Annotated in this window: 17 protein-coding genes; 4 read left to right on the top strand and 13 right to left on the bottom strand. The window is 65.3% G+C overall.

Annotation, left to right across the window (positions count from 1 at the left end; translation table 11 throughout):
• Positions 1-2: 2 nt before the first annotated feature.
• The 11 genes from glgA to WMC41_RS16930 form a co-directional block, all read right to left on the bottom strand.
• Positions 3-1,451, bottom strand: coding sequence for a glycogen synthase GlgA (gene glgA, locus WMC41_RS16980; RefSeq protein WP_432345008.1), 1,449 nt, complete (start codon positions 1,449-1,451; stop codon positions 3-5).
• An 8-nt stretch (positions 1,452-1,459) separates the two neighbouring features.
• Positions 1,460-2,722, bottom strand: a complete 1,263-nt coding sequence (gene glgC, locus WMC41_RS16975) for a glucose-1-phosphate adenylyltransferase (protein ID WP_432345006.1) — start codon at positions 2,720-2,722, stop codon at positions 1,460-1,462.
• Between the two features lie 22 nt (positions 2,723-2,744).
• Complete coding sequence (gene glgB, locus WMC41_RS16970) at positions 2,745-4,958, bottom strand: 1,4-alpha-glucan branching protein GlgB (protein WP_432345004.1); 2,214 nt, start codon at positions 4,956-4,958, stop codon at positions 2,745-2,747.
• Positions 4,958-7,417 (bottom strand): glycogen/starch/alpha-glucan phosphorylase, encoded by a 2,460-nt coding sequence (locus WMC41_RS16965; protein ID WP_244768256.1) that lies wholly within the window; start codon positions 7,415-7,417, stop codon positions 4,958-4,960. The genes glgB and WMC41_RS16965 overlap by 1 nt, the downstream gene beginning before the upstream one ends.
• 203 nt (positions 7,418-7,620) lie before the next feature.
• A complete protein-coding gene (locus WMC41_RS16960; protein WP_432345002.1) occupies positions 7,621-8,832 on the bottom strand; it encodes a vWA domain-containing protein in 1,212 nt (403 codons plus the stop codon).
• Between the two features lie 141 nt (positions 8,833-8,973).
• Entirely contained in the window at positions 8,974-9,861 is an 888-nt protein-coding gene (locus WMC41_RS16955; protein ID WP_432344999.1) for a transglutaminase family protein, read from the bottom strand.
• Between the two features lie 22 nt (positions 9,862-9,883).
• Entirely contained in the window at positions 9,884-12,280 is a 2,397-nt protein-coding gene (locus WMC41_RS16950) for a circularly permuted type 2 ATP-grasp protein (protein WP_280531078.1), read from the bottom strand.
• A gap of 21 nt (positions 12,281-12,301) precedes the next feature.
• Positions 12,302-15,619 (bottom strand): DUF2126 domain-containing protein, encoded by a 3,318-nt coding sequence (locus tag WMC41_RS16945; RefSeq protein ID WP_432344996.1) that lies wholly within the window; start codon positions 15,617-15,619, stop codon positions 12,302-12,304.
• 129 nt (positions 15,620-15,748) lie between these two features.
• Positions 15,749-16,522 carry a VOC family protein gene (locus WMC41_RS16940; protein WP_432344993.1) on the bottom strand — a complete coding sequence of 258 codons (774 nt, stop codon included), beginning with the start codon at positions 16,520-16,522 and terminating at the stop codon, positions 15,749-15,751.
• 44 nt (positions 16,523-16,566) lie between these two features.
• Positions 16,567-17,301 (bottom strand): DUF899 domain-containing protein, encoded by a 735-nt coding sequence (locus WMC41_RS16935; protein WP_272806552.1) that lies wholly within the window; start codon positions 17,299-17,301, stop codon positions 16,567-16,569.
• An 81-nt stretch (positions 17,302-17,382) separates the two neighbouring features.
• Positions 17,383-17,844, bottom strand: a complete 462-nt coding sequence (locus WMC41_RS16930) for a MarR family winged helix-turn-helix transcriptional regulator (protein WP_244768262.1) — start codon at positions 17,842-17,844, stop codon at positions 17,383-17,385.
• 86 nt (positions 17,845-17,930) lie between these two features.
• On the opposite strand from WMC41_RS16930, the gene WMC41_RS16925 reads away from it, so the two are divergent.
• The gene (locus tag WMC41_RS16925) at positions 17,931-18,335 is read left to right on the top strand and encodes a GFA family protein (protein ID WP_432344989.1); all 405 of its coding nucleotides are present in this window, start codon (positions 17,931-17,933) and stop codon (positions 18,333-18,335) included.
• Positions 18,336-18,378: 43 nt separating this feature from the next.
• Here WMC41_RS16925 and ilvD read toward each other — a convergent pair whose 3' ends face one another.
• The gene (gene ilvD, locus WMC41_RS16920) at positions 18,379-20,214 is read right to left on the bottom strand and encodes a dihydroxy-acid dehydratase (RefSeq protein WP_272806550.1); all 1,836 of its coding nucleotides are present in this window, start codon (positions 20,212-20,214) and stop codon (positions 18,379-18,381) included.
• Between the two features lie 203 nt (positions 20,215-20,417).
• On the opposite strand from ilvD, the gene WMC41_RS16915 reads away from it, so the two are divergent.
• Positions 20,418-21,455 (top strand): GntR family transcriptional regulator, encoded by a 1,038-nt coding sequence (locus WMC41_RS16915; RefSeq protein ID WP_432344985.1) that lies wholly within the window; start codon positions 20,418-20,420, stop codon positions 21,453-21,455.
• A gap of 10 nt (positions 21,456-21,465) precedes the next feature.
• Positions 21,466-21,816, top strand: a complete 351-nt coding sequence (locus WMC41_RS16910) for a VOC family protein (protein WP_432344982.1) — start codon at positions 21,466-21,468, stop codon at positions 21,814-21,816.
• A gap of 3 nt (positions 21,817-21,819) precedes the next feature.
• Here WMC41_RS16910 and WMC41_RS16905 read toward each other — a convergent pair whose 3' ends face one another.
• Entirely contained in the window at positions 21,820-23,349 is a 1,530-nt protein-coding gene (locus tag WMC41_RS16905; RefSeq protein WP_432344979.1) for a UxaA family hydrolase, read from the bottom strand.
• A gap of 143 nt (positions 23,350-23,492) precedes the next feature.
• Between WMC41_RS16905 and WMC41_RS16900 the strand changes: the two genes are divergently transcribed.
• Positions 23,493-24,260 carry a FadR/GntR family transcriptional regulator gene (locus tag WMC41_RS16900; RefSeq protein ID WP_432344976.1) on the top strand — a complete coding sequence of 256 codons (768 nt, stop codon included), beginning with the start codon at positions 23,493-23,495 and terminating at the stop codon, positions 24,258-24,260.
• Positions 24,261-24,262: the final 2 nt, after the last annotated feature.

Here is a 24,262-nt window from a genome sequence, read left to right as displayed (position 1 = left end):
CGTCAGGAAGGGTTGGCTCGCGAAAGCAGGCTGGAATAGAGGTCGGCATAGCGCGCGGCGCTGTTTTCCCAGGAAACGTCCGACTTCATGCCTTGGTTCTGGATACGGGCCCAGATTTTCGGCTCGCGCCAGGCCTTGAAGACGCGGCGCAGCGCCTGGCGCAGGCCCTCGGCATTGATCGGCGTGAACTGGAAGCCCGTGGCGACGCGGGCGGAAAGGGCGGCCTCGTTGGCGTCGATGACGGTGTCTGCGAGGCCGCCGGTGCGCGCGACGATGGGGATGCAGCCGTAGCGCAGGCCATAGAGCTGGGTGAGGCCGCAGGGCTCGAAGCGGGAAGGGATGAGGATGGCGTCGGCGCCGGCCTGCATGAGATGCGACAGCGGCTCGTTGTAGCCGATGACGATGCCGATCCGGCCGCGATGGCGGGAGGCCGCGGCGAGCAGCGCGCCTTCCAGGCCCTGGTCGCCGGAGCCGAGCACGGCGAGCTTGCCGCCCTGGTCGACGATCCAGTCGGCGACCTCGGCGATGAGGTCGATGCCCTTCTGCCAGGTGAGGCGGCTGATGACGCAGAAGACCGGGCCGTCGTCCTGTTCGAGATTGAAGCGCTCGGCGAGCGCCCGCCGGTTGACCGCGCGCTGCTTCAGCGAGCCGGCGGCATAGGGGCGGGCGATGTTCGTGTCTGTCTCGGGGTTCCAGACGGCGGTGTCGATGCCGTTGACGATGCCGACGAGGTCGCTGGCGCGGGCATTGATCAGGCCCTCGAGACCCATGCCGTAGTCCGCTGTCATGATCTCATGGGCATAGGTCGGGCTGACCGTGGTGATCGACCAGGCGGTGCGCAGCCCGCCCTTGAGGAAGCCGACGTCGCCGTAATATTCGAGCCCGTCGACGGTGAAGGCTTCCGGCGGCAGGCCGAGGGCCGGGAAGATGTCGGCACCGAACTGGCCCTGGAAGGCGAGGTTGTGCACGGTGACCACGGTGGGAATGTGCTGCAGGCCGGTATAGCGCATGTAGACCGCGGTCATCGCCGCCTGCCAGTCATGGGCATGCACGATGTCCGGCCGCCAGTCCGCCAGCAGGCCGCGGGCGATTTCGGCGCCCGCGAAGGACAGCGCGGCAAAGCGCTGCCAGTTGTCGATGAAATCCTTGCCCGTGGCATCCGTATAGGGCCCGCCCGGCCGGTCGAAGAAGCCGGGCGCATCGAGCACGAGGATGTCGAGGTCCTCGTGCCGGGTGGCGAGGATGCGTGCGGGTTCGCCGAGAAGGTCGTCGAAGGTGGCGACCACCTCGACGCTTCCCAGCCGCTGCATGACCGCGGGATAACCGGGCATGAGCGTGCGCATGTGCATTCCATGCCCGGCGAGTGCGATCGGCAATGCGCCGGCGACGTCGGCGAGGCCTCCCGTCTTGATCAGCGGGAATACTTCGGATGCCACCGAAAGGATGTTCATGAGGACGACTAGAGCTCCAGCTTGTCGATCATGGGTTGGGTGATGAGGCAGACGCCGCCCTCCGACCGGCGGAAGCGCTTGGCATCGAGCACCGGATCCTCGCCGACGACGAGGCCTTCCGGAATGACGACGCCCCGGTCGATGACGACGTTCCGGAGGTTCGCATGGCGGCCGATCAGGACGTTGGGCAGCACGACGGCGCCTTCGAGGCGGGAATAGGAGTTGGCGCGCACGCCGGTGAAGAGGAGGCTGCGGTGCAGCGTCGAGCCGGAGATGATGCAATCGCCCGAGACGAGCGAGGAGATCGCCGAGCCGCGGCGGTTCTCGTCGTCATGCACGAACTTTGCCGGCGGCTTGATCTCGGCGAAGGTCCAGATCGGCCAGGACCCGTCGTAGATGTCGAGTTCCGGGGTGATGTCGGTGAGGTCGATATTGGCCTGCCAATAGGCATCGACCGTGCCGACGTCGCGCCAGTAGGCCTCGCGCTCGAAATCCGAACGCACGCAGGAGGCGGTGAAGCGATGGGCGACGGCTTTGCCGTGCTCGACGATATAGGGGATGATGTCCTTGCCGAAGTCGCGGCTCGACGTCGGGTCGGCGGCATCGCGGCGCAGGAGGTCCATCAGGAACTTGGTGTGGAAGACATAGATGCCCATGGAGGCGAGCGCCATGTCGGGATTGCCGGGAATGGCCGGCGGGTCGGCCGGCTTTTCCACGAAGGCGATGATCTGGTCCTTGTCGTCGACATGCATGACGCCGAAGCCGGTCGCCTCCATGCGCGGCACTTCCAGGCAGCCGATGGTGACCTGCGCGCCGGAATCGAGGTGCTGCTGGAGCATCAGCTCGTAGTCCATCTTGTAGATATGGTCGCCGGCGAGGATGACCATGTATTCGACGCCGTAGTCCTCGATGATGTCGATGTTCTGGTAGACGGCGTCGGCGGTGCCCTCGTACCACTGCGTTTCGGACACGCGCTGGCTGGCGGGCAGGATGTCGAAGCTCTCGTTGCGCTCGGGCCGGAAGAAGTTCCAGCCGCGCTGCAGGTGGCGGATCAGCGAATGCGCCTTGTACTGGGTGGCGACGCCGATGCGGCGGATGCCGGAATTCAGCGCATTGGAGAGGGCGAAATCGATGATGCGCGCCTTGCCGCCGAAATAGACGGCGGGCTTGGCGCGCCGGTCGGTCAGTTCCTTGAGGCGGCTGCCGCGGCCCCCCGCCAGAACATAGGCCATCGCGTCACGGGCGAGGGGTTGAATCCGCTTTTGCTCCATAGTGTCCTCCCGACAGTCGAAATTATGCGTCCAGCTCGAGCATCAGCGTCGCCAGGGGCGGCAGGGTGATCGTGGCTGCTATTCTTCCATTTGCGTTTTTCTTGGCCTGCACCGCGCCGCCATTGCCCTTGCCGCTGCCGCCGTAGATCTCGGCGTCGGTGTTGAGGATTTCCCGCCAGCGGCCCTCCACCGGCAGCGGGACGCCGTAGTTCTCGCGGTAGACGGGGGTGAAGTTGGTGACGACGGCGATCGGCTTCTCGCCCGGTGCCTTGCGCAGCCAGGCGAAGACAGAATTCTCCCGGTCGTCGGCGATCAGCCATTCGAAGCCGTCGCCCTCGCAGTCGCGCGCATGCAGCGCCGCCTTGCGGCGGTAGGTGCCGTTGAGATCCCGCACCAGCCGGCGCATGCCCTCGTGCAGCGGATATTCGAGCAGGTTCCAGTCGAGGGCGCGCGCCTCGCTCCATTCCTGCCATTGCGCGAATTCCTGGCCCATGAAGAGCAGCTTCTTGCCGGGATAGCCCCACATGAAGCCGTAATAGGCGCGCAGGTTCGCGAATTTCTGCCAGTCGTCGCCCGCCATCTTGGCGATCAGCGAGCCCTTGCCATGCACGACCTCGTCATGGCTGAGCGGCAGAACGAAGTTCTCCGTGAAGGCATAGATGAGGCCGAAGGTCATGTCGTTGTGGTGGAACTTGCGGTGCACCGGCTCGCGCGACAGGTATTGCAGCGTGTCGTGCATGAAGCCCATGTTCCACTTGAAGCCGAAGCCGAGGCCGCCGTCATGCACCGGCGCCGAAACCTTCGGCCAGGAGGTCGATTCCTCCGCGATGGTCAGGATGCCGGGATGGGCGGCATAGACATGGCTGTTCATCGATTGCAGGAAGCGCACGGCCTCCAGGTTCTCGTTGCCGCCATATTCGTTCGGCACCCACTCGCCGTGCTTGCGCGAATAGTCGAGATAGAGCATCGAGGCGACCGCGTCGACGCGCAGGCCGTCGAGATGGAACTTCTCCGCCCAGTAGAGCGCGTTGTTGATGAGGTAGGCCAGAACCTCGGCGCGGCCGAAATTGTAGATCGCGGTGTTCCAGTCCGGGTGAAAGCCTTGCCGCGGATCCTCGTGCTCGTAGAGCGCGGTGCCGTCGAAATGGCGCAGGCCGTGCGCATCGATCGGAAAATGCGCCGGCACCCAGTCGAGGATGACGCCGATGCCCACCTTGTGGCAGCCGTTGACGAAGCGGGCAAAACCTTCCGGCTCGCCGAAGCGGGCGGTCGGCGAATAGAGGCCGGTCGTCTGGTAGCCCCAGGAGGGGTCGAAGGGGTATTCGGTGATCGGCAGGAACTCGATATGGGTGAAGCCCATGTCGACGCAATAGGGGATCAGACGGCTCGCCAGCTCGTCCCAGGTGAGGAAGTCGCCATTGTCGTTCTTCTGCCAGGAGCCGGCATGCACCTCGTAGATCGAGATCGGCTGGCGGCGGGCGTCGGCTGCGGCCCAGTGCGCAAGGTGCGCCGCGTCTTCCCAGGTCTGGTCGATCGGCCCTGTCGTCATGGAGGCGTTGGCGGGGCGCAGCTCCGAGCGGCGGGCAAAGGGGTCGGCCTTCAGCGGCAGGACCTCGCCGTTGATGCCGACGATCTCGTATTTGTAGGCATGGCCGATGGTGATGCCGGGCAGGAAGATTTCCCAGATGCCGGTGTCGCGGCGCAGCCGCATCGCATTCAGCCGGCCGTCCCAATTGTTGAAATTGCCGACGATGGAGACCCGCTTGGCATTCGGCGCCCAGACGGCGAAGTGGAACCCCTCGATGCCGTCGAGCGTCATCGGATGGGCGCCGAGCTTGTCGAAGAGGCGAAGGTGCGAACCCTCGCGGATGTAGTAGTCGTCCATCGGGCCGAGCACCGGGCCGAAGGAATAGGGGTCGATCACCACCCACTCGCCGCCGTCATTTCTGGCGCGGTAGCGGATCGGCTGGAGCTTCTTGACGGAGACCTCGCCGGCGAAGATGCCGGCCGGATCGACCTGCGTCAGCTCGCCGATCTCCTTGCCGGAGAGTGTCTCGGCGGTCACCTCAGCCGCGCCGGGCAGGAAGCAGCGGGCGACATAGCCCTCGCCGGCCGCATGCAGGCCGAGCACGGCGAACGGGTCCCAGTGCCGGCTCTCCAAGATCGCGTCGATGTCCGCCTTCGCCAGAAGCTCTGACGGCCCACCCGTCGTGCCTGTTTTTGGCGATGCGGTCATCAAGCTCTCCAGATTTCCTTGGCGTATTGGCGGATGGTGCGGTCGGACGAGAACCAGCCCATGCGGGCCGTGTTGCGGATGGTCTTGGAGTACCAGGATGCCTTGTCGGTCCATATGGCGTCGACATCGCGCTGGGCCTTGGCGTAGGCGTCGAAATCGGCCGCCACCATGAACCAGTCGTGATTGTAGAGACCGTCGACGAGACCGGCGAAACGGTTGCGGTCATCGGGCGAGAAGACGCCCGAGGAGATCGCGGCGAGCGCCTGCGACAGCTCCTTCGACTGCTCGATGATGGCGCGCGGATTGTGCCCTTCGGCCCTGACCTTCGCCACTTCCTCCGCCGTCATGCCGAAGATCACGATGTTCTCCTCGCCCACATGGTCGCGCATCTCGACATTGGCCCCGTCGAGCGTGCCGATCGTCAGCGCCCCGTTCAACGCGAACTTCATGTTGCCGGTTCCGGACGCTTCCATGCCGGCGGTGGAAATCTGTTCCGAGAGGTCGGCGGCAGGCACCATGATCTCGGCGAGCGAGACATTGTAGTTCGGCACGAAGACGACCTTGAGCAGGCCGCGCACGGCCGGATCGTTGTTGATCACCTTGGCCACGTCGTTGGCGAGCTTGATGATCAGCTTGGCATTGTGGTAGCTCGGTGCCGCCTTGCCCGCGAAGAGTTTTACGCGGGGGACCCAGTCGAGTTCGGGATGCGAGCGGATCTGGTCGTAGAGCGCCACGGCCTCGATGATGTTGAGCAGCTGGCGCTTGTATTCGTGGATGCGCTTGATCTGGATGTCGAACATCGCGGCGGGGTCGATCCTGACGCCCATGCGGCTGCCGACGAGATTGGCGAGGCGGTTCTTGTTCTCCCGCTTGATCGCGGCGAAACGCTCCTGGAAATCCCGGTTGTCGGCAAAGGCGTCGAGTGCCTTCAGCGCTTCGGCGTCGTCCATGAAGGCATCGCCGATCGCTTCGCGGATCAGGTTGAAGAGACCCGGATTGCACTGCATCAGCCAGCGGCGCGGCGTAATGCCGTTGGTCTTGTTGTTGATGCGGTCCGGATAGAGATTGTGCAGGTCGGCGAAGACCGTTTCCTTCATCAATTCGGTATGCAGCGCCGAGACGCCGTTGATCGAGTGCGAGCCGACGAAGGCGAGGTTGCCCATGCGCACGCGCCGCTCGCCCGATTCCTCGATCAGCGAGATGTTGCGGATGCGCTGGTCCTCGAAACCCTTCTCCTTGCGCGCCTCGACGAGGATCTTGGCGTTGATCGCGTAGACGATCTGCATGTGGCGCGGCAGCAGCCGCTCGAGCAGAGGCACGGGCCAGCTTTCCAGCGCTTCCGGCAGCAGCGTGTGGTTGGTGTAGGAGAAGGTGCGGTGGGCGATGTCCCAGGCGACGTCGAACGCGATGCCGTGCACGTCGGTGAGCAGGCGCACCAGTTCGGCTACGGAAATGGCCGGGTGCGTATCGTTGAGCTGGATCGCCACGGCATCCGGCAGCGAGGAGAAATCCGGATATTGCTGCAGGTGACGGCGCAGGATGTCCTGCAGCGAGGCGGAGCAGAAGAAGAACTCCTGCCTGAGGCGAAGCTCCTGGCCGGCGGAGGTGGCGTCGGCCGGATAGAGGACGCGCGTCAGGCTTTCCGCCTTGTTGCTCTCGCGCAGCGCGCCGATATGGTCGCCGGCATTGAAGGCGTCGAGCAGGATCGGATCGATCGGGTTGGCGGCCCACAGGCGCAGCGTGTTGACGCGCTTGGCCCGCCAGCCGACGGCCGGCGTGTCATAGGCCGTCGCGATGACGCGCTCGGCCGGCTTCCAGACGAAGCGCTGCTTGTCCTCGCCGATATTGATCGTCTCGACGGAGCCACCGAAGCCGATCTCGTAGGAGCTCTCGCGCCGCTCGAATTCCCAGGGATTGCCGTGGGCGAGCCAGGTTTCCGGCAGTTCCACCTGCCAGCCGTCCGCCATCTGCTGGCGGAAGAGACCGTGCACGTAGCGGATGCCGTAGCCATAGGCCGGCACATCGACGGTCGCCATGCTCTCCATGAAACAGGCGGCAAGGCGCCCGAGGCCGCCATTGCCGAGGGCGGCATCCGGCTCCAGCTCGGCGATGATGTCGAGATCGACGCCGAGCGAGGCGAGCGCGTGGCGCATCTCGTCCATGATGCCGATATTCGTCATGGCGTCGCGCATCAGGCGGCCGATGAGGAATTCGAGCGAGAGGTAGTAGACCCGCTTCGCACCCGTCGAATAGGTCCGGCGGGTGGAATCCATCCACTTGTCGGTGATGCGGTCACGCGCGACGAGGATGGCCGCCGTCAGCCAGTCATGCGGCTTGGCGACTTTCGGGTCCTTGCCGATACGGTATTTGAGGCGCTCCAGGAGTTCCGTCGCGAGCTGTTCGCGATCCGACGATCGGAGGGCCGGGGCGAGATCGTTGTTGGTAACCCGGTTCATCATCGGCGAACTTTGCCCCCTCGCATTCTGTGCGTCTGTTCTCGCGAAAGTCGCGTTTAAATCAATTTATGCATCTATCCGAAGCGCTTGCAACATGCTTTTCAAGAAGGGCCGCATGCATTTTCGACATGCCTGAAACACGTTGAATATGCTAAAAAACCCGCTGTGCCGGCACAGCGGGTTCGTTGTCGGGAGGGCTTTTGTGCTTAACGGGTCAAGCGGGACACAACTGCCGATGCGCGTTCGCCGATGGCCTTGAACGCAGCGACCAGCTCGTCCATGCGCTCTGCGGCGAAGTAGTTCTCCGGCGAGCTCACGCAGGCCTGCAGCAGCTGCTGGCCGCGGGTCGGCGCCATGAAGGCCACGCCATAAACGACCATTCCGGCGGCTTTCGCCTTGGTGCAGGTTTGCTTCGTCGTGGTGTCATCGGCGGTGTAGTTGTTGTTACCATCCGTCATCAGGATGATGTACTTGGTCGGTACCTGGCCGTTTTTCTTCTTGTGCTCGGTGTTTTCAGTCGATGCGTTGAGCTTGTTGTAGGCTGCGGCCATGGCGTCGCTGGAACTCGTCCCGCCGCCGGCGGAGAGGGCGTTGACCTGGGTGAGCGATGCCGTCGTGCCCCAGGCGAGGTTGTAGGCCGTCGACATTTCAATATTGTACGACACCGTTCCTGTTCGCACGAACTTCGTATTCGGGTCGGCAGCATTGAGCTGGGTGAAGAGGCTTGCCGCCGCCAGCTTCAATGCTTCGATCTTCTTGATGTAGCAGGGGCTGATCGGGTTGTTCTTTATCAACCGTCCAGTGTCGTCATATTGATAGCAGCTGTTGACGGAGGTGTTCTTCTCCGTGGTGTTCGCGAGCATCGAGCCGGATTTGTCCAGGACGAGATACATCGAAAGCGCGTTCTTGGATTCGGTCGCGCTCTCGGCGAAGCTCTTTGTCGTCAGCGTCGCTGATTCCTGGCCGAGCAGCCGGGTAAAGGGTGTGAAGTAAATCTTTCGGCTGGACGTCACTTCGATCTTGAAGGACTTGCCGGTTCCCGCTGTCGCTTCTTCGGTTATGAGCACTTCGCTGTTGGCGCCGATATCGGCAGCGTCATCGTCCCCGGACGGATCCTTTTCGCTACCGTCCACGGCGGCGCCGCCCGCCATTTGCGTTTTGATGAACGACAAGGCCAGGAGCTTGGCGTCCGAGGCCAGCATGCCGTCATTGGCCATGGCGGAGGCGGCGGCAAGTGCCGCCGCATCGGTCGCGTCCTGCAGTTCGGCCTTCGCCAGCACCATGCTGGTCAGGTCCATGGCGACACCGCCGGCTGCCAGCATGACCGGGAAGACGAGCGCCGTCATCATGCCGAAATTGCCGCCGCGGTCACGCCGGAGGCGGGAGATCCAGGTCTTTCTTTCCGTGTTCTTCGTCATGAGAGTTCACCCACCATCTTCATAATGTGGGGCGACGCTAGCAGCGAAGTGTTATTTAACGGTTCGGGCGCGTGGTATAGTTTTCGTAAAATTGCGCGGACCCCGAAAATCCGGCCTTTCCGACTGTTTCCAAACGGGATTTCATGCCGTCTGGCGCACCGGGATGACGTCGACGGCCTGGTTCGTCTTGTGCTGGCCGTAGCCCTTCAGGACGCCGATGACGGGGGCGACGTCGGCATAGTCGCGGCCACAGGCGACGACGATATGGTCGGTGCCGGCGGGGATGTTGTTGGTCGGGTCGAGTTCCATCCAGCCGTTCACCCGGCCGCACCAGTAGCGCACCCAGGCATGCATGGCGTCCGCCCCCTCCAGCCGTTCCTTGCCCGGCGGCGGAATGGTGCGAAGGAATCCGCTGACATAGCCGGCGGGGATGCCGAGGCTGCGCAGCGCCACGATCATCACATGGCTGAAATCCTGGCAGACGCCGCGTTTCAGCTTGAAGGCCTCGCGCGGGGTCGTGTCGACATTGGTGGCCTTCGGGTCGTAGGTGAAGTCCTTGTGGATGCGCGCGCAGATGGCCGTCGCGATGGCCCGGATCGTCATGTCCGGCTTGACGATGGACCGGGCGTATTCGGTGATTTCAGGGCAATCCTTTAGCCGCGGGCTCGGCCCTGTATAGTGGTGCGGCGAGCCGGCATCGAGCGACCAGTAGTTCGCGATATCCTCCGGCAGGTCCGCGACGCGCGGGGAGAAGTCGGCGGCCGGCTCCGGCATGTCGACATGCACGCGCGCCTGCATGCGGATGTCGAGCCGCTCATGCGCGTTGCGGAAGAGGATGGCGCTCATCGGGTTTTCGAAGAAGTCGGTGTGGTCGACCCGCTCACCGGGACCCGGCGTGACGCCGACCGTGCCGGCAATCAGCCGCTGGCGCCCGCCGATCGACAGCGGCAGCACGCGCACGATATGCCGCCCGCCGGAAACCGGCGTGTCGTAGAGGTAGCTGATATGGAGGTTGACGTCGTAGAGCATGGTTTCGGCGCCTCCCCCTCGCTCAGCTCAGATAGGTTTGCGCAAGAATGTCGGACAGCTTCTCGAGTTCCGTCTCGAAGCGCTTGTAGACCGCGTCCGTCATCGTTTCCGGCGTCATCACCGCGAGCCCCGCATGCAGCCGCATCGCCTCGCGGTAGAAGGGCGACATCTGGCCGTTGGCATAGGCGTTCGGCAGCTGCTCGACTTCGTTCTTGATCTCGTTCAGCTGGTAGAGGATCGAGCGCGGGTTGAGCGGGTCGAGCGCGAGGAGGTCCGTGACGGTGAGGCGCGCGGTCGCGACATTATAGCGGCGGCGGTGGGTCATGACGCTGTCGCCGATCTCCAGCAGCATGTCGAGCGCGCCATCGGGCGCATCCTCGCCGGACATGTGGCCGAGCAGGCGCGTCATGTGCAGGCCGCGTTCGAGATAGCGGCCGATGGAGAGGAAACGCCAGCCGGTGAAGCGGTACATGTTTTCGTGCACGAGACCGGCGAAGCCCGCGAGCTTGCGCAACAGGACGGTCATGGCGCGCGTCGCGTCGTCGCCGGCCTGGACATTGACATGGAAACGGCGGGCTGTCTTCGACAGGTCGTTCAGCGCCAGCCAGCCATCCGGCGAGAAGCGGTCGCGGATATTGCTGGCGGAGAAGACTGCGCTGTCGATGTTGCGGATGAGGCTCGTCGGCACGGCCTCCGACGTGTCGATGTCGAGCGCTTCCAGATAGTCGGTGACGTCCTTCAGCAGCGGCTGCTCGGGATTGGCATATTCGGCGTAGCGGCCGTGCCAGGCGCGCAGGATGCGCAAGGCCCCTTCCGCCCGCTCGATGTAGCGGCCGAGCCAGAAGAGGTTGTCGGCCGCGCGGCTCGGCAGGCTGCCGGGCATGTTGCGGATGAAGACCTCTTCGGCGGGCAGCAGCGAGGTGCGCTCGACGGGCTTCTGGCTGACGATCCAGACATCGGCGGCCGAGCCGCCTTTCTGCATGGCGATGGCCGCCACATTGTCGCCGGCGCCGATGCGAGCGAAGCCGCCGGGCATGATCTGCCAGCCGTCGCGCGTGCGGGCGGCGAAGACGCGCAGCGACATCGGCCGCGGCACGAGCTTGCCGTCGACGAAGGCGGGCGTGGTGGAGAGCGTGACGGCCTCCTGGCCGACCAGCTTTGCGCCATCGCTCGCCAGCCACTCGGCAATCGATTGCTTGGCAGTGTCGCGCAGCGTCGAGCCGAGCACGGACTGTTCGTTGTCGTCGAAGAAGGGGCGGGTCGAATAGGCGGGGCCGATGACCATGCGCTCGATATGGGCCGCGACGTGTTCCCGCTCGTCCTTCTGGCCGCACCACCAGGTGGCCACGGACGGCAGGAGTTGGTCCTCGCCGAGCAGCTGGCGACAGATGTTCGGCAGGAAGGCGAGGAAGGCACGGGTCTCGACGATGCCGGCGCCGAGCGCGTTGACGAAGGTGACGGAGCCGGCGCGCAGCGCCTCGACCATGCCGGGCGTGCCGATATGCGAGTTCTGGTTCAGTTCCAGCGGATCGGCGAAGGCGGCGTCGAGCCGTCGCCACAGCACGCCGATGGGCTTGAGGCCCGCGACGGTGCGCACCATGACCCTGCCGCCGACGACCGTCAGGTCCTCGCCCTCCAGCAGCATGAAACCGAGATAGCGGGCGATGTAGGCGTGTTCGAAATAGGTCTCGTTGGCAAGGCCCGGCGTCAGGACGGCGATGCGGTCCTCGGCCGATTTGTTGGCCTGCAGCGTGGTGCGGAAGGCGCCGAAGAAACCGGCGAGGCGGTGGACATGGGTTTCCGCATAGACGTCGGAGAAGGCGCGGGTCGTCGCCACGCGGTTCTCCAGCGCGAAGCCGGCGCCGGAGGGGGCCTGCGTGCGGTCGGAAAGCACCCACCAGTTGCCGTCGGGCCCGCGGCCGATCTCGAAGGAGACGAAATGCAGGAAATGCCGGCCGGCGGGATGCACGCCGACGAGCGGGCGCAGGAACTCGCTGTTGGAGGCGACAAGCGCGGGAGGCAGCAGGCCGTTCGCGACGAGCTCGTTCTTGCCATAGATGTCGGCGACGACGGCTTCCAGCAGCTCGGCGCGCTGGATGAGGCCGCGCGAGAGGGTTTCCCACTCGGCTTCGTCGATCAGCACCGGAATGTGCGAGAGCGGCCAGGCACGGTCGCTGCCCGCCTCCTTGCCATAGGCGCGGTAGAAGACGCCGGCATCGCGCAGGTAGCGGTCGGCACGGGCGAAACGGCCGGCAAGGTCGGCCTCGTCCATGCGTCCGAGCGCGTTCAGGAAATGCCGCCAGACGGGGCGGACCACGCCCTCGGTGCCGACCATCTCGTCGGCCACGCCAGGAAACGGGGCATAGATGCGCGCCGCCTCGGCCGTCCTGCGTTCCGCCTCCGCACTCGTGGTTTTCAATCCATTCACTCCTAACGGAGGTCAGATGCCGGGCGGCCGGCGCAGATCCAGCGTCAGCGGGAAATCCGCCGACGGTGTTTCCGGCCACAGCGTATAGCCGCCCGTCCTGTGCCCCCAGGGCTCGAACCGCGCCAGCCGGCGCGCCTCGGCCTCGTTGCCGTTGACCGGGAAGGTGTCATAGTTGCGTCCACCCGGATGGGCAACGTGGTAAATGCATCCCCCGATCGCCCGCCGCGACCATGTATCATAAATGTCGAAAGTAAGCGGTGTGTTGACGGGCAGCACCGGATGCAGGCCCGAGGCCGGCTGCCAGGCCTTGTAGCGCACGCCCGCGACGGAAACGCCCTTCGTGCCGGTCTGCTTCAGCGGCAAGGGCCGGCCGTTGCAGGCAACGGTGTAGCGCTCCGGATTGGTGGTCTCCAGCTTTACCTGCAGCCGTTCGACGGACGAATCGACATAGCGCACGGTGCCGCCGATCGCGCCCTGCTCGCCCATGACATGCCAGGGTTCCAGCGCCTGGCGCACCTCAAGGTTCGCGCCTTCGTACTCGACCTCGCCGCAGAAGGGGAAGCGGAATTCGAGCTGGGCGGAAAACCATTCGGGCCTGAGGTCGAAGCCATTCGCCTTGAGGTCGGCGATGACGTCGAGAAAATCCTGCCAGACGTAATGCGGCAGCATGAAGCGGTCGTGCAGCGTGGTGCCCCAGCGCACGAAGCTCCCCTTGGCCGGGTTCAGCCAGAACCTGGCGATGAGCGCGCGGATCAGCAATTGCTGGGCAAGGCTCATGCGGGCGTTCGGCGGCATTTCGAAGCCGCGGAATTCGACGAGGCCGAGCCGGCCGGTCGGTCCGTCCGGCGAGAACAGCTTGTCGATGCAGATCTCCGAGCGATGCGTGTTGCCCGTGACGTCGGTCAGGAGGTTGCGGAACAACCTGTCGACGAGCCAGGGCAGCGGGGGAACGCCCTCGCCCGGCGCAGGCACCTGCGCGAGCGCGATCTCCAGCTCATAGAGCGAATCGTGCCGGGCCTCGTCGATGCGCGGGGCCTGGCTGGTCGGGCCGATGAAGAGGCCCGAGAACAGGTAGGAGAGCGAGGGATGGCGCTGCCAGTGCAGCACGAGGCTCTTCAGGAGGTCCGGGCGGCGCAGGAACGGGCTGTTGTTCGGGTTCCTGCCGCCGACGACCACATGGTTGCCGCCGCCGGTGCCGGTGTGGCGGCCGTCGATCATGAATTTGTCGGCGCCGAGGCGGGACTGGCGCGCCTCCTCGTAGACGGCGCTGGTGATGTCGACGCAGTCCTGCCAGCCGGAGGCGGGATGGATGTTGACCTCGATGACGCCGGGATCGGGCGCGACGCGAATGACGTTGAGGCGCTCATCCTGCGGCGGGGCGTAGCCTTCGATATGGACGGGCAGGCCGAGCCGGTCGGCAGCCCGCTCGGCGGCGGTCACGAGATCGAGATAGTCCTCGAGCCGCTCGACGGGCGGCATGAAGATCGAGAGCCGGCCGTCGCGCGCCTCGACGCTCATCGCCGTGCGCACCGCGCCGACGATTTCGCTGCGGACCTGCTCGATGCGGTCCTGCCCGGCCTCGCTTGCCTGGAACGAGGCCGCGGCCATCGTGCGGCCGGGTTTGGAATAATCCGGCAGCGGCGGTTTGTCTTCGGAAGGGTCGGCCGGGTTGATGTAGGGGTAGCTGGAGGGCGAAAGATAGGGCAGGGCGCCGAGCGGCAGGCGGTAGCCGACGGGGCTGTCGCCGGGCACGAGAAAGATCTTGCCGCGGCGCGTGCGCCATCTTTCGCTGATCCAGCGCCGGTCGCCCGCGCGGGCGTTCCACGCCTGGACCGGCAGGATATGGCCGGTCGGCGTGGTGAGGCCGCGTTCGAAGACGCGGGCGATGCGGCTGCGCTCTTCCGGATCTTCGAGCTTCGAGTTCGACGGATCGACATTTTCGGGAAGATTGCCTTCCTTGATGATCCATTCGGCGGGGTCTTCATAGGCCGGCTGCACCATGTCCGGCTCGATGCCGAGCTCCTCGGCGATGCCGATGAGCACGGCCTTTGCATCGGCTTCCCCGACGCCCGAATCGCCACCTTCCTCGGCGATCAGCTCCGGGTTCTGCCAGATCGGCTTGCCGTCGCGCCGCCAGTAGAGCGAGAAGGTCCAGCGCGGCAGGCTCTCGCCGGGATACCATTTGCCCTGGCCGTAATGCAGGAAGCCGCCGGGGGCGAAGCGCTCCCGCAGGCGACGGATCAGCTGGTCGGCCTTCTCCCGCTTGGTCGGGCCGACGGCGGCGGTGTTCCATTCGTCGGATTCGAAATCGTCGATGGAGACGAAGGTCGGCTCGCCGCCCATGGTGAGGCGGACGTCGTTTGCGGCGAGGACCGAATCCACCTCGTGGCCGAGCGCGTTCAGCGCCTCCCAGCTCTCGTCGGAAAAGGGTTTGGTGATGCGCGGATGCTCGGCGACGCGATCCACCGTCATGGCGAAGTCGAACTCGGTGTTCGCCACGCCGAAATAGCCGCCGGAAATGGGGGCGGCGTTGCGGTAGTGCGGGGTCGCGGCGAGGGGGATGTGGCTTTCGCCGGTCAAAAGGCCCGAGGTCGGGTCGAGGCCGATCCAGCCGGCGCCGGGAATATAGACCTCGCACCAGGCATGCAGGTCCGTGAAATCGACCTCGGTGCCGGAGGGGCCGTCGAGCGCCTTCAGGTCCGGGGTCAGCTGGATGAGATAGCCGGAGACGAAGCGGGCGGCAAAGCCGAGATTGCGCAGGATCTGCACGAGCAGCCAGCTCGAATCACGGCAGGAGCCCCTTGCGGTCGTCAGCGTCTCCTCCGGCGTCTGCACGCCCGGCTCCATGCGGATGACGTAGCCCACCTGCTGCTGGAGGCGCGCGTTGAGGCCGACGACCATGTCCACCGTGCGCTGGCGCGAGCGGTCGACGCCCGCCATGAAGGCCTGCAGCGCAGGCCCCATCGGCTCGGGCGTTCGGTAGATCTTCAGGTCTTCCCGCAGGTCCTCCGGATAGTCGAAGGGCCAGTGTTCCGCCTCCTCCTCCACGAAGAAGTCGAACGGATTGTAGACCGTCATGTCGGCGACGAGATCGACCTCGATCTTCAGTTCCGTGACCGGATCGGGGAAGACGTAGCGGGCGAGGTAGTTGCCGTAGGGATCCTGCTGGAGGTTCACGAAGTGGTTTTCCGGCGAGACCTTCAGCGAATGGCTGATGACCTTGGTCTTGGAATGCGCCGCCGGCTTCAGCCGGATGATCTGGGGTCCGAGACGGACCGGGTTGTCGTATTTGTAATGGGTGAGGTGGTAGATACCGGCCTTGATCGACATGCGCTCTCTTGTTCCCCTCGGTGACGGTCTTCTGCCGCCATCGACGGGAGTTTGTGCAATGCGAAGAGAGATTGCAAGCGGGAATGGCACGGGGTGCGCGCGGACCTGCGCACCCCGGCCTTGCGTCGATCAACGCGCCATGGCGACCAGCGAGAAAAAGGCGCCCTGAGGGTCGACGCAATTGAGGATCCAGGCGCCGCCGGGCACCTCCATCGGGCCCATGACGATCTGGCCGCCGCCGTCCGTCACGCGCTTTCCGGCAGCATCGAGGCCTTTGACGACGAAATAATAGCCCCAGAAGGGCATGGGCGAGCCGGGAGGATTGGTCATCATGCCGCCGATCGCGTCGCCGCCGCGCACGGCGAATGTCTGGTAGGTGCCCAGGCCGGCGTCTGACATGTCGACGGCCGTATCCTTCGTCCAGCGGAAGGTTCTGGCATAAAAGTCCCACGCGCTGTCGAGATCGCCGGCCATCAGCTCGTTCCAGCCGATGTGGCCGGGTGTCATCATCGCGGGCCGGTCGGGGCCTTCATCCTCGGTGGAGAAGAGCGAGAAGACGGCGCCGTGCGGGTCGCTCGCGGCGGCGAAGCGGCCGATGCCGGGGATGTCCTGCGGCTGGCGACAGATTTTCCCGCCATTGGCCTCGATGTCCCGCAGCGTCTCCTCGATCCGGTCGGTGAAGATGTAGCCCATCCACATCGGCGGCATGCCTTCTGCTTCCGCCGGCAGCGTCATCAGGCCGGCCACCTGGCTTTCGCCGGCATAGGCGAGGATGTAGTCCATGCCCTCCATGCCGGAATCGCGCATCGACCAGCCGACGACCGACGCGTAGAACCGTTCGGCGGCCGGAACATCCGGCGTCATCAGCTCGTACCAGCAGAACGTGCCATAGTCCTTGTGCATGCGGTGGTCCCTTCTTTCGGTTGGCCTTCTCTCGGTCGGCGGGTTCAGTCGCAGCAGGATGATGTCTTCTGCGCCCCTGCATATTCGTCCTTGCGCTTGACGAAGCTGAGCGTGCCGGTCTCGTTGCGGCCCTTCGGTGCACGGTCGAGGATCATGAGCGTGCCGAGCGCCTCCTCGCCGCCGCGGGCATAGTCGGAATAGGTGTGGTAGACGGTGCCGTCCCCGTCCTTGAAGAAGGCGCTGAGGCCGGGAAGCTCGTCATGTGCATCGGCCGCGTCCGTCTCGCGGTAATTGTAGATGACCTTGCCGCTTGCCAGCTCCTCCTTCGTGAAGGAGACATGATAGTCGAAATTGAAATCGCTGCCATAGGCGGATACCCAGGGGAATTTCCAGCCCATGCGCTTCCTGTAGGCCTCAAGCTTCTCCAGCGGAGCGCGGGAGACGGCGATCATCGTGACGTCGTGGTTGTTGAGATGCGGCAGCATGCCATCGACATGGTCCGCCATGAAGGAGCAGCCGGGGCATCCGGCATCCCAGTCGGGACCATACATGAAGTGGTAGACGATGAGCTGGCTGCGGCCATCGAACAGGTCGGCCAACGTCTTCTCGCCATCGGGCGTGTCGAAGGTATAGGTCTTGTCGACTTTGACCCAGGGCAGCGCGAGGCGTTCGGCGCGCACCTTGTCGCGCAGCTTCGTCTCCTCCTTTTCAAGCGCCAGCAGCGCTTTGCGGGCAGTCAGCCATTCCTTTCGGGATACGACCTCGTGGTTCGGTCTCATGCTCGGAACTCCTCTTTCGCGGGCTTTCGACAAATGAGTTGGTATCAACATTTCTTGCCCATGTCAAAGCGCGTGCCGCCTTCACCGCTCCGGGATGGACTGTTTCTCGACAGCCTGTAACGCGGCGATGACGGTTTCGGTTGCCTGGAGCAGCCCCTTTTCGCCGAGCGCCTCGCCGAGTGCATCCGCCCACACCGCCTGGCGTGCCCGGATGGCGGCAAGCACCGCCTTGCCGCCATCCGTCAGAACCATCAGCTTGGCGCGCTGGTGGGCAGGGTTTTCGGCATAGACGATCAGACCGTCCCTTTCGAGGAGATCGGCGACGCGCTGCACGCCCTGCCGTGTCATGCCAAGCGCCCGTCCGGCATCGGCGACGGACATCGGCGCATGGTCGGCGGCGGCAAGCACCTGCCAGCGGGCGCTCGTCTGGCCGGCCGGTTTGGCCAGCGCATCGCCAGCGGTTTGCAAATGCCCGGCAAGGCGCAGGACCGAGATGGCGAAGGCGGCGAAGGCATTGCCGGCGGGGGTGCGGTCGGAGCTCATATTGACAACATGCTGTCATTCTGCGAAAAGTGACTTTGACAGCATATTGTCATTTAGACGCCATTGGCGCAAGCGAGGAGAGCATCATGTTGAGGACCTACAAGGGAAGCTGCCACTGCGGAAAGATCCGCTACGAGGCCGATATCGATCTCTCCGCCGGCACGGGTCGGTGCAATTGCTCGATCTGCTCGAAGAAGCGCTATTGGGGCGCGCAGATCAAGCCGGACGCCTTCCGCCTGCAATGCGAGGAGGCGGATCTTGGCGACTACCAGTTCGGCACGATGAGCGGGCGCCACCGCTTCTGCAAGACCTGCGGCGTCTCGCCCTTCGGGCATGGCTATATCGAGGCGATCGGCGGGGCCTATGTCTCGATAAACGTCGCCTGCCTGGACGACATCGAGCAGGGCGAACTGGCGGAACTGCCGGTCCAGTATTTTGACGGGCGGAACAACGCCTGGTGGAACACGCCGGCCGAGACGCGCCACCTTTGAGAATCGGCCGGGCGCCGGATACGTCCAGCGCCCGGCGAACTTCTTACTCCGGCAGGATGCGCACGGCGCCCTTGTCGGCACTGGCGGCGAAGGCGGCATAGGCCTTCAGTGCCGTCGTGACGTTGCGCCTGCGCGGGGCGGCCGGCTTCCAGCCGAGTTTGTCCTGCTCGGCGCGGCGCGCTGCGAGCTCCGCTTCCGGGACGGCGAGGTTGATCGTGCGGTTGGGGATGTCGATCTCGATGAGGTCGCCCTGACGCACGAGGCCGATCGCGCCGCCCTGCGCCGCTTCGGGCGAGGCATGGCCGATGGAAAGGCCGGACGTGCCGCCGGAAAAACGCCCGTCGGTGATCAGCGCGCAGGCCTTGCCGAGGCCCTTCGACTTCAGGTAGCTCGTCGGATAGAGCATTTCCTGCATGCCCGGGCCGCCCTTCGGGCCTTCGTAGCGGATGACGACCACGTCGCCGGCCTTCACCTCGCCGCCGAGAATGCCCTTCACCGCCGCATCCTGGCTTTCGAAGACGACGGCGGGGCCGGAGAACTTCAGGATCGATTCATCGACGCCGGCCGTCTTCACGATGCAGCCGTCGAGCGCGATGTTGCCGGAGAGCACGGCCAGGCCGCCATCCTTCGAGAACGGATGCTCGACGGAGCGGATGACGCCTTTCTCGCCGTCGGTGTCCAGCTCGTCCCAGCGTGCTTCCTGGCTGAAGGCGACCTGGGTTGGGATGCCGCCGGGCGCGGCGCGGAAGAAGGTGCGCACGGTCTCGCTGCTGGTGCGGGTGATGTCCCAGCGGTCGATGGCGTCGCCCAGCGTTTCGGCATGCACGGTCGGCGTGTCGCGGTGGATGAGGCCGCCGCGGTCGAGCTCGCCGAGGATGCGCATGATGCCGCCGGCGCGGTGCACGTCCTCCATGTGCACGTCGGCCTTGGCCGGCGCGACCTTGGAGAGGCAGGGCACCCGGCGCGACAGTTCGTCGATGTCGTCGAGATCGAAATCGATGCCGCCCTCATAGGCGGCCGCAAGGATATGCAGCACCGTGTTGGTCGAGCCGCCCATGGCGATGTCGAGCGACATGGCGTTCTCGAAGGCCTTCTTGTTGGCGACCGAGCGCGGCAGGATGCTGTCGTCTTCCTGCTCGTAGTAGCGGCGGGCGAGATCGACGATGAGGTGGCCGGCCTCGACGAAGAGGCGCCTGCGGTCGGCATGGGTCGCGAGCGTGGAGCCATTGCCCGGCAGCGACAGGCCGAGGGCTTCGGTCAGACAGTTCATCGAATTGGCGGTGAACATGCCGGAGCAGGAGCCGCAGGTCGGGCAGGCGGAGCGCTCGATGACCTTGACGTCCTCGTCGGAGATCTTGTCGTCGGCGGCGGCGACCATGGCGTCGACGAGGTCGAGCGCATGGGTCTTGCCGTGGAGGACGACCTTGCCGGCTTCCATCGGGCCACCGGAAACGAAGACGGCGGGGATGTTGAGGCGCATGGCGGCGTTCAGCATGCCGGGCGTGATCTTGTCGCAGTTCGAGATGCAGACCATGGCGTCGGCGCAGTGCGCATTGACCATGTACTCGACCGAGTCGGCGATGATCTCGCGGCTCGGCAGCGAATAGAGCATGCCGTCATGGCCCATGGCGATGCCGTCGTCGACGGCGATCGTGTTGAATTCCTTGGCGACGCCGCCGGCCTTCTCGATCTCGCGGGCGACGAGCTGGCCGAGGTCCTTCAGGTGCACATGGCCGGGCACGAACTGGGTGAAGGAGTTCACCACCGCGATGATCGGCTTGCCGAAGTCCGTGTCCTTCATGCCGGTCGCGCGCCAGAGGCCGCGGGCACCGGCCATGTTTCGGCCGTGGGTGGTGGTTCGGGAGCGATATGCGGGCATGGTCAATTCCTCGAGTGGACGCGGCTGACATATGGGCTTTTTCGGGCCGCATTGCGAGCCTCAGCAGGGTTCCCTAGCGCAAAACACCCCGCGCGTCACGAAAGGAATGGAGATTTTTTGCCGGTGCGACGCAATTTCCTTGCCGCGGTCCGCGGCGGACATGACCGTTGTCGGCACGGTGCATTCATGCGAAGGTCCGCGCCATGATCGGCACAGGCCAGGCTTTGGCGGAAACGGGCGCGGAAAGCGCCGAAGGGGGGCTCGACAAGAGCCCGCTCTATCTGCGCATCCGCGAGGTGCTGGCGGAGGCGATCGCCTCCGGACGGCTGCCGAAAGGCGCCCTGCTCCTGGAAGGGCCGGTCGCAACCCTCTTCTCCTCCACCCGCACGCCGGTCCGCCAGGCTTTCGCGCTGCTCGAGGCGGCGGGGCAGATCCGGCGTTTCGACGGGCGCGGTTTCCTGGTGGGGCAGGGGCGCGGCGGGCCGAAGCGGGTGGTGCTGACGGCCGAGATGCTCGGCCTCGACGAGGAGGCGCCGGCCCTGCGCAAGGCGCCGGCCTGGGAGGCGATCTACGAGAGCCTGGAGCGGGAGATGGTGCATCTCTCCGTCTTCGGCCGCCACCGGATCAACGAGGTGGAACTGGCGCGTGCGCGCGGCGTCGGCCGGCAGGTGGCGCGCGATGCGCTGACGCGCCTGGAAGCGCTCGGCATCGTGGAAAAGGACGAGCGCATGCGCTGGACGCTGGTGCCGCTCGACGAACAGCGCATGCGCGACCTGCACGATATCCGCGTCGCGCTGGAGCCGCTGGCGCTGAGCCAGGCCGCGCCCTTCATCCCGCCGGCCGAGCGCCATGCCATGACGCTACGGCTGGAAGAGGCGCTGGCCGCCTATCCGGCTCTCTCCGTCGAGGCGATGGACGGCCTTGAAACCGACCTGCACATCACCTGCCTCGGCTACTGCCCGAACCGCGAACTGCTGATCGCGCTGCGCCGCGCCCGCTTCATGCTGAATGTAAGCAAGCACATTATCGGCGTTTCGCACCGCATGCCCGCCGACGAGCCCTTCATTGCCGAGCACCTGGCGGTGTTCCGCGCGCTCGACGTGGACGACCGGGCACGCGCGGCCGAAACCCTTCGTCATCACATCACGGTTTCGCTGCCCAAGGTGATCGGCCGCGTCGCGGAGCTGCGCGCGGCGCACCGGCCGGACATGCCGGCCTATGCGATGCCCGTCGCCCGCTGAGGAGGAAACGATGAAGGTCAAGCGCATCGTCGCGAATGTCGAGACGGCCGATCCGGTCGCTGTCGCCAGCTTTTACAAGGACATATTGGGGCTGGATCTGCTGATGGACCATGGGTGGATCGCCACCTACGGCACGGATGGCACCATGCCATTGCAGGTGAGTTTCGCCTCGCAAGGCGGCGGGGGAACACCGGTGCCGGGCCTGTCGATCGAGGTGGATGATGTGGAGGCAGTCCACGCCGCCGTGGTGAGGGGCGGCTATCGTGTCGAATACGGACCGGTGGACGAGCCTTGGGGCGTGCGGCGCTTCTTCGTGCGCGATCCCGCGGGGACGCTCGTCAACATCCTCATGCATGTCTGACGCTCAGGTGATGGCGCCGACCTGCCAGGGCACGAACTCGTTGTCGCCGTAGTCGAAGGCCTCGCTCGCCGTCTTCCGGCCGGAGGCGGTTTCGATGACGAAGTCGAAGATGCGCCGGCCGGCCTCCTCGATCGTCTCGGTGCCGTCGACGATCGTGCCGCAGTTGATGTCCATGTCCTCCTTGATGTGCTCGTACATCGGCGTGTTGGTGGCGATCTTGATGCAGGGCGCCGGCTTGTAGCCGGAGACCGAGCCGCGGCCGGTGGTGAAGGCGACAAGGTTGCAGCCGCCGGCAATCTGGCCGGTCACGGCGGCCGGGTCGTAGCCGGGCGTGTCCATGAAGACGAAGCCGGGCTCCGTCACCTCTTCGGCATATTCATAGACGGCGTTGAGCGGCATGGAGCCGCCCTTGGCGACCGCGCCGAGCGATTTTTCCAGGATCGTCGTGAGCCCCCCGGCCTTGTTGCCGTGCGAGGGGTTGTTGTTGAGTTCGGCATCGTTCCTCGCGGTATAGTCCCGCCACCAGTCAATGCGGGCGAGCAGCTTTTCCGCGACCTCCGGCCGGGCGGCGCGGCGGGTGAGGAGATGTTCGGCGCCGTAGATTTCCGGCGTTTCGGACAGCACCGTCGTTGCGCCTTCCTGCACCAGAAGGTCCGAGGCGATGCCGAGGGCGGGATTGGCGGAAATGCCGGAATAGCCGTCCGAGCCGCCGCATTCCAGCGCCAGCTTGATGCCCGACAGCGGTTGCGGCGTGCGGCGGATGCGGCCGACATCCGGCAGCATGTCGTCGATCATCGCGCAGGCCGCCTCGATGGTCTTGCGCGTGCCGCCATGGTTCTGGATCATCATGGTGCGGAAGGTCTTTCCTTCCTCCAGCCCGGCCTCCTCGACGAGCGGGCCGTACTGAAAGGTCTCGCAGCCGAGGCCAATCATCAGGATGCCGCCGAAATTCGGGTTGCGGGCATAGCCCTTGAAGGTGCGGGTGAGGATGCGCCCGCCCTCGGATTTCAGGTTCAGCGCGCAGCCCCCGCCATAGGTCAGCGCCACCACGCCGTCGATATTCTCGTGGCCGGTCTTGCGGAACCTGCGGGCATAATGCTCCGCGACATAGCGCGAGACCGTGGCGGAACAGTTCACGGTGGAGAGGATGCCGATATAGTTGCGGGTGCCGATGCGGCCGTTGCCGCGGTCGTAGCCCTCGAAGGTGCGGCGCTCGGCCTCCGGCACCATCTCCGGCGGGGCGTTGTCGACGCAGAATTCGTGTTGCAGCGCCACGTCGAGAATGGCGAGGTTCTGCAGGTGGACATGCTCGCCGGGGCGGATCGCCCGCGTCGCATAGCCGATGATCTGGCCGTATTTCCGCACCGGCTCGTTTTCCGCGATGGGCGCGATCGCCACCTTGTGCCCGCGCGGAATGCGCTCTTCGGCGGCGATGCCATTCACCAGCAGGCGGCCGGCATCGACATTGGCGGGAACGACCCCGACATTGTCTTTCGCGTTGAGGACGAGCACGGGGGGGAGGTCGGCGAGCATGGCGGCTCCTTCGTTGGGACCGGCGCATTGTGCACTTTGTCTGCAAAAGTCAATATTGTGAATTGGCCTGCGCCTCGTGAAGGGTGGCCATGGCTCTCGCCATCAATTTGTCGTATGATTGATCAGTAATTGTATGATCATTTATGCGAAGCAGGGGAGGAAGCGTGGCGGACAAGGCAACAAGGCAGGCGCATCGGCCGTTGTCGCGCCGACCGCGGGTGCGTCACAATGTGACCGCGGCGATCGGCGGCGACATCTGCAGCGGGCGTTTTGCGCCCGGTGCGGTGCTGCCGCGCGAAAGCGATCTGTGCGCTGCCTACGGCGTCAGCCGCACGGTCATCCGCGAATCGCTGAAGGTGCTGGAGACCAAGGGGCTCGTGCGCGGCCGGCCGCGGGTCGGCACGCTCGTCTGCGATCGCTCGGAATGGAACGTGCTCGATGCGCAGATCCTCGAATGGATGGGGCCGGACGTGCTGTCGGCCGACCTTCTCGGCTCCATCCTCGAAGCGCGCCGCACCGTCGAGCCCGCCGCTGCCTTCCTTGCCGCCGCGCGCGCGACGGCGCAGGAGATCGCCGATCTCGAACGCGCCTGCGACGACATGGGCGATGCCGAGGGCGACCTCGAGGCCTTCACCGCCGCCGACACGCGCTTCCACGAGACCTTGCTGAAGGCCAGCCACAACCAGGTCTTCCATCAGCTTTCCTCGATCATCCATGCAGCCCTTTCCTATGCGCTGCACGCCTCCAACCAGGCGGCGGACAAGCGTGATGAAGCGCTCGGCGTGCACCGGGCTCTGGTCGATGCGCTGCGCCTGCGGGATGGCGCGCGGGCGGAAGCCTGCTCGCGCCGCATCCTCGATCTCGCCGCGCGCGATCTTTCCGGCCTGATGAGTCGCACCGGCACGCCATGACG

Source organism: Shinella yambaruensis, assembly GCF_050859155.1.
Taxonomy (GTDB): Bacteria; Pseudomonadota; Alphaproteobacteria; order Rhizobiales; family Rhizobiaceae; genus Shinella; species Shinella yambaruensis.
This window is presented reverse-complemented; position numbering and strand designations above follow the sequence as displayed.

Excerpts from the sequence above, each read along its gene's own strand:
- WMC41_RS16945 (WP_432344996.1), bottom strand. The coding sequence starts at position 15,619 with ATGTCGATCAAGGCCGGTATCTACCACCTCACCCATTACAAATACGAC.
- glgB (WP_432345004.1), bottom strand. The coding sequence starts at position 4,958 with ATGACCGCATCGCCAAAAACAGGCACGACGGGTGGGCCGTCAGAGCTT.
- WMC41_RS16915 (WP_432344985.1), top strand. The coding sequence starts at position 20,418 with ATGATCGGCACAGGCCAGGCTTTGGCGGAAACGGGCGCGGAAAGCGCC.
- glgA (WP_432345008.1), bottom strand. The coding sequence starts at position 1,451 with ATGAACATCCTTTCGGTGGCATCCGAAGTATTCCCGCTGATCAAGACG.
- WMC41_RS16900 (WP_432344976.1), top strand. The coding sequence starts at position 23,493 with ATGCGAAGCAGGGGAGGAAGCGTGGCGGACAAGGCAACAAGGCAGGCG.
- WMC41_RS16930 (WP_244768262.1), bottom strand. The coding sequence starts at position 17,844 with ATGAGCTCCGACCGCACCCCCGCCGGCAATGCCTTCGCCGCCTTCGCC.
- WMC41_RS16940 (WP_432344993.1), bottom strand. The coding sequence starts at position 16,522 with ATGCACAAGGACTATGGCACGTTCTGCTGGTACGAGCTGATGACGCCG.
- WMC41_RS16965 (WP_244768256.1), bottom strand. The coding sequence starts at position 7,417 with ATGATGAACCGGGTTACCAACAACGATCTCGCCCCGGCCCTCCGATCG.
- glgC (WP_432345006.1), bottom strand. The coding sequence starts at position 2,722 with ATGGAGCAAAAGCGGATTCAACCCCTCGCCCGTGACGCGATGGCCTAT.
- WMC41_RS16910 (WP_432344982.1), top strand. The coding sequence starts at position 21,466 with ATGAAGGTCAAGCGCATCGTCGCGAATGTCGAGACGGCCGATCCGGTC.
- WMC41_RS16960 (WP_432345002.1), bottom strand. The coding sequence starts at position 8,832 with ATGACGAAGAACACGGAAAGAAAGACCTGGATCTCCCGCCTCCGGCGT.
- WMC41_RS16935 (WP_272806552.1), bottom strand. The coding sequence starts at position 17,301 with ATGAGACCGAACCACGAGGTCGTATCCCGAAAGGAATGGCTGACTGCC.
- ilvD (WP_272806550.1), bottom strand. The coding sequence starts at position 20,214 with ATGCCCGCATATCGCTCCCGAACCACCACCCACGGCCGAAACATGGCC.
- WMC41_RS16955 (WP_432344999.1), bottom strand. The coding sequence starts at position 9,861 with ATGCTCTACGACGTCAACCTCCATATCAGCTACCTCTACGACACGCCG.
- WMC41_RS16925 (WP_432344989.1), top strand. The coding sequence starts at position 17,931 with ATGTTGAGGACCTACAAGGGAAGCTGCCACTGCGGAAAGATCCGCTAC.
- WMC41_RS16905 (WP_432344979.1), bottom strand. The coding sequence starts at position 23,349 with ATGCTCGCCGACCTCCCCCCCGTGCTCGTCCTCAACGCGAAAGACAAT.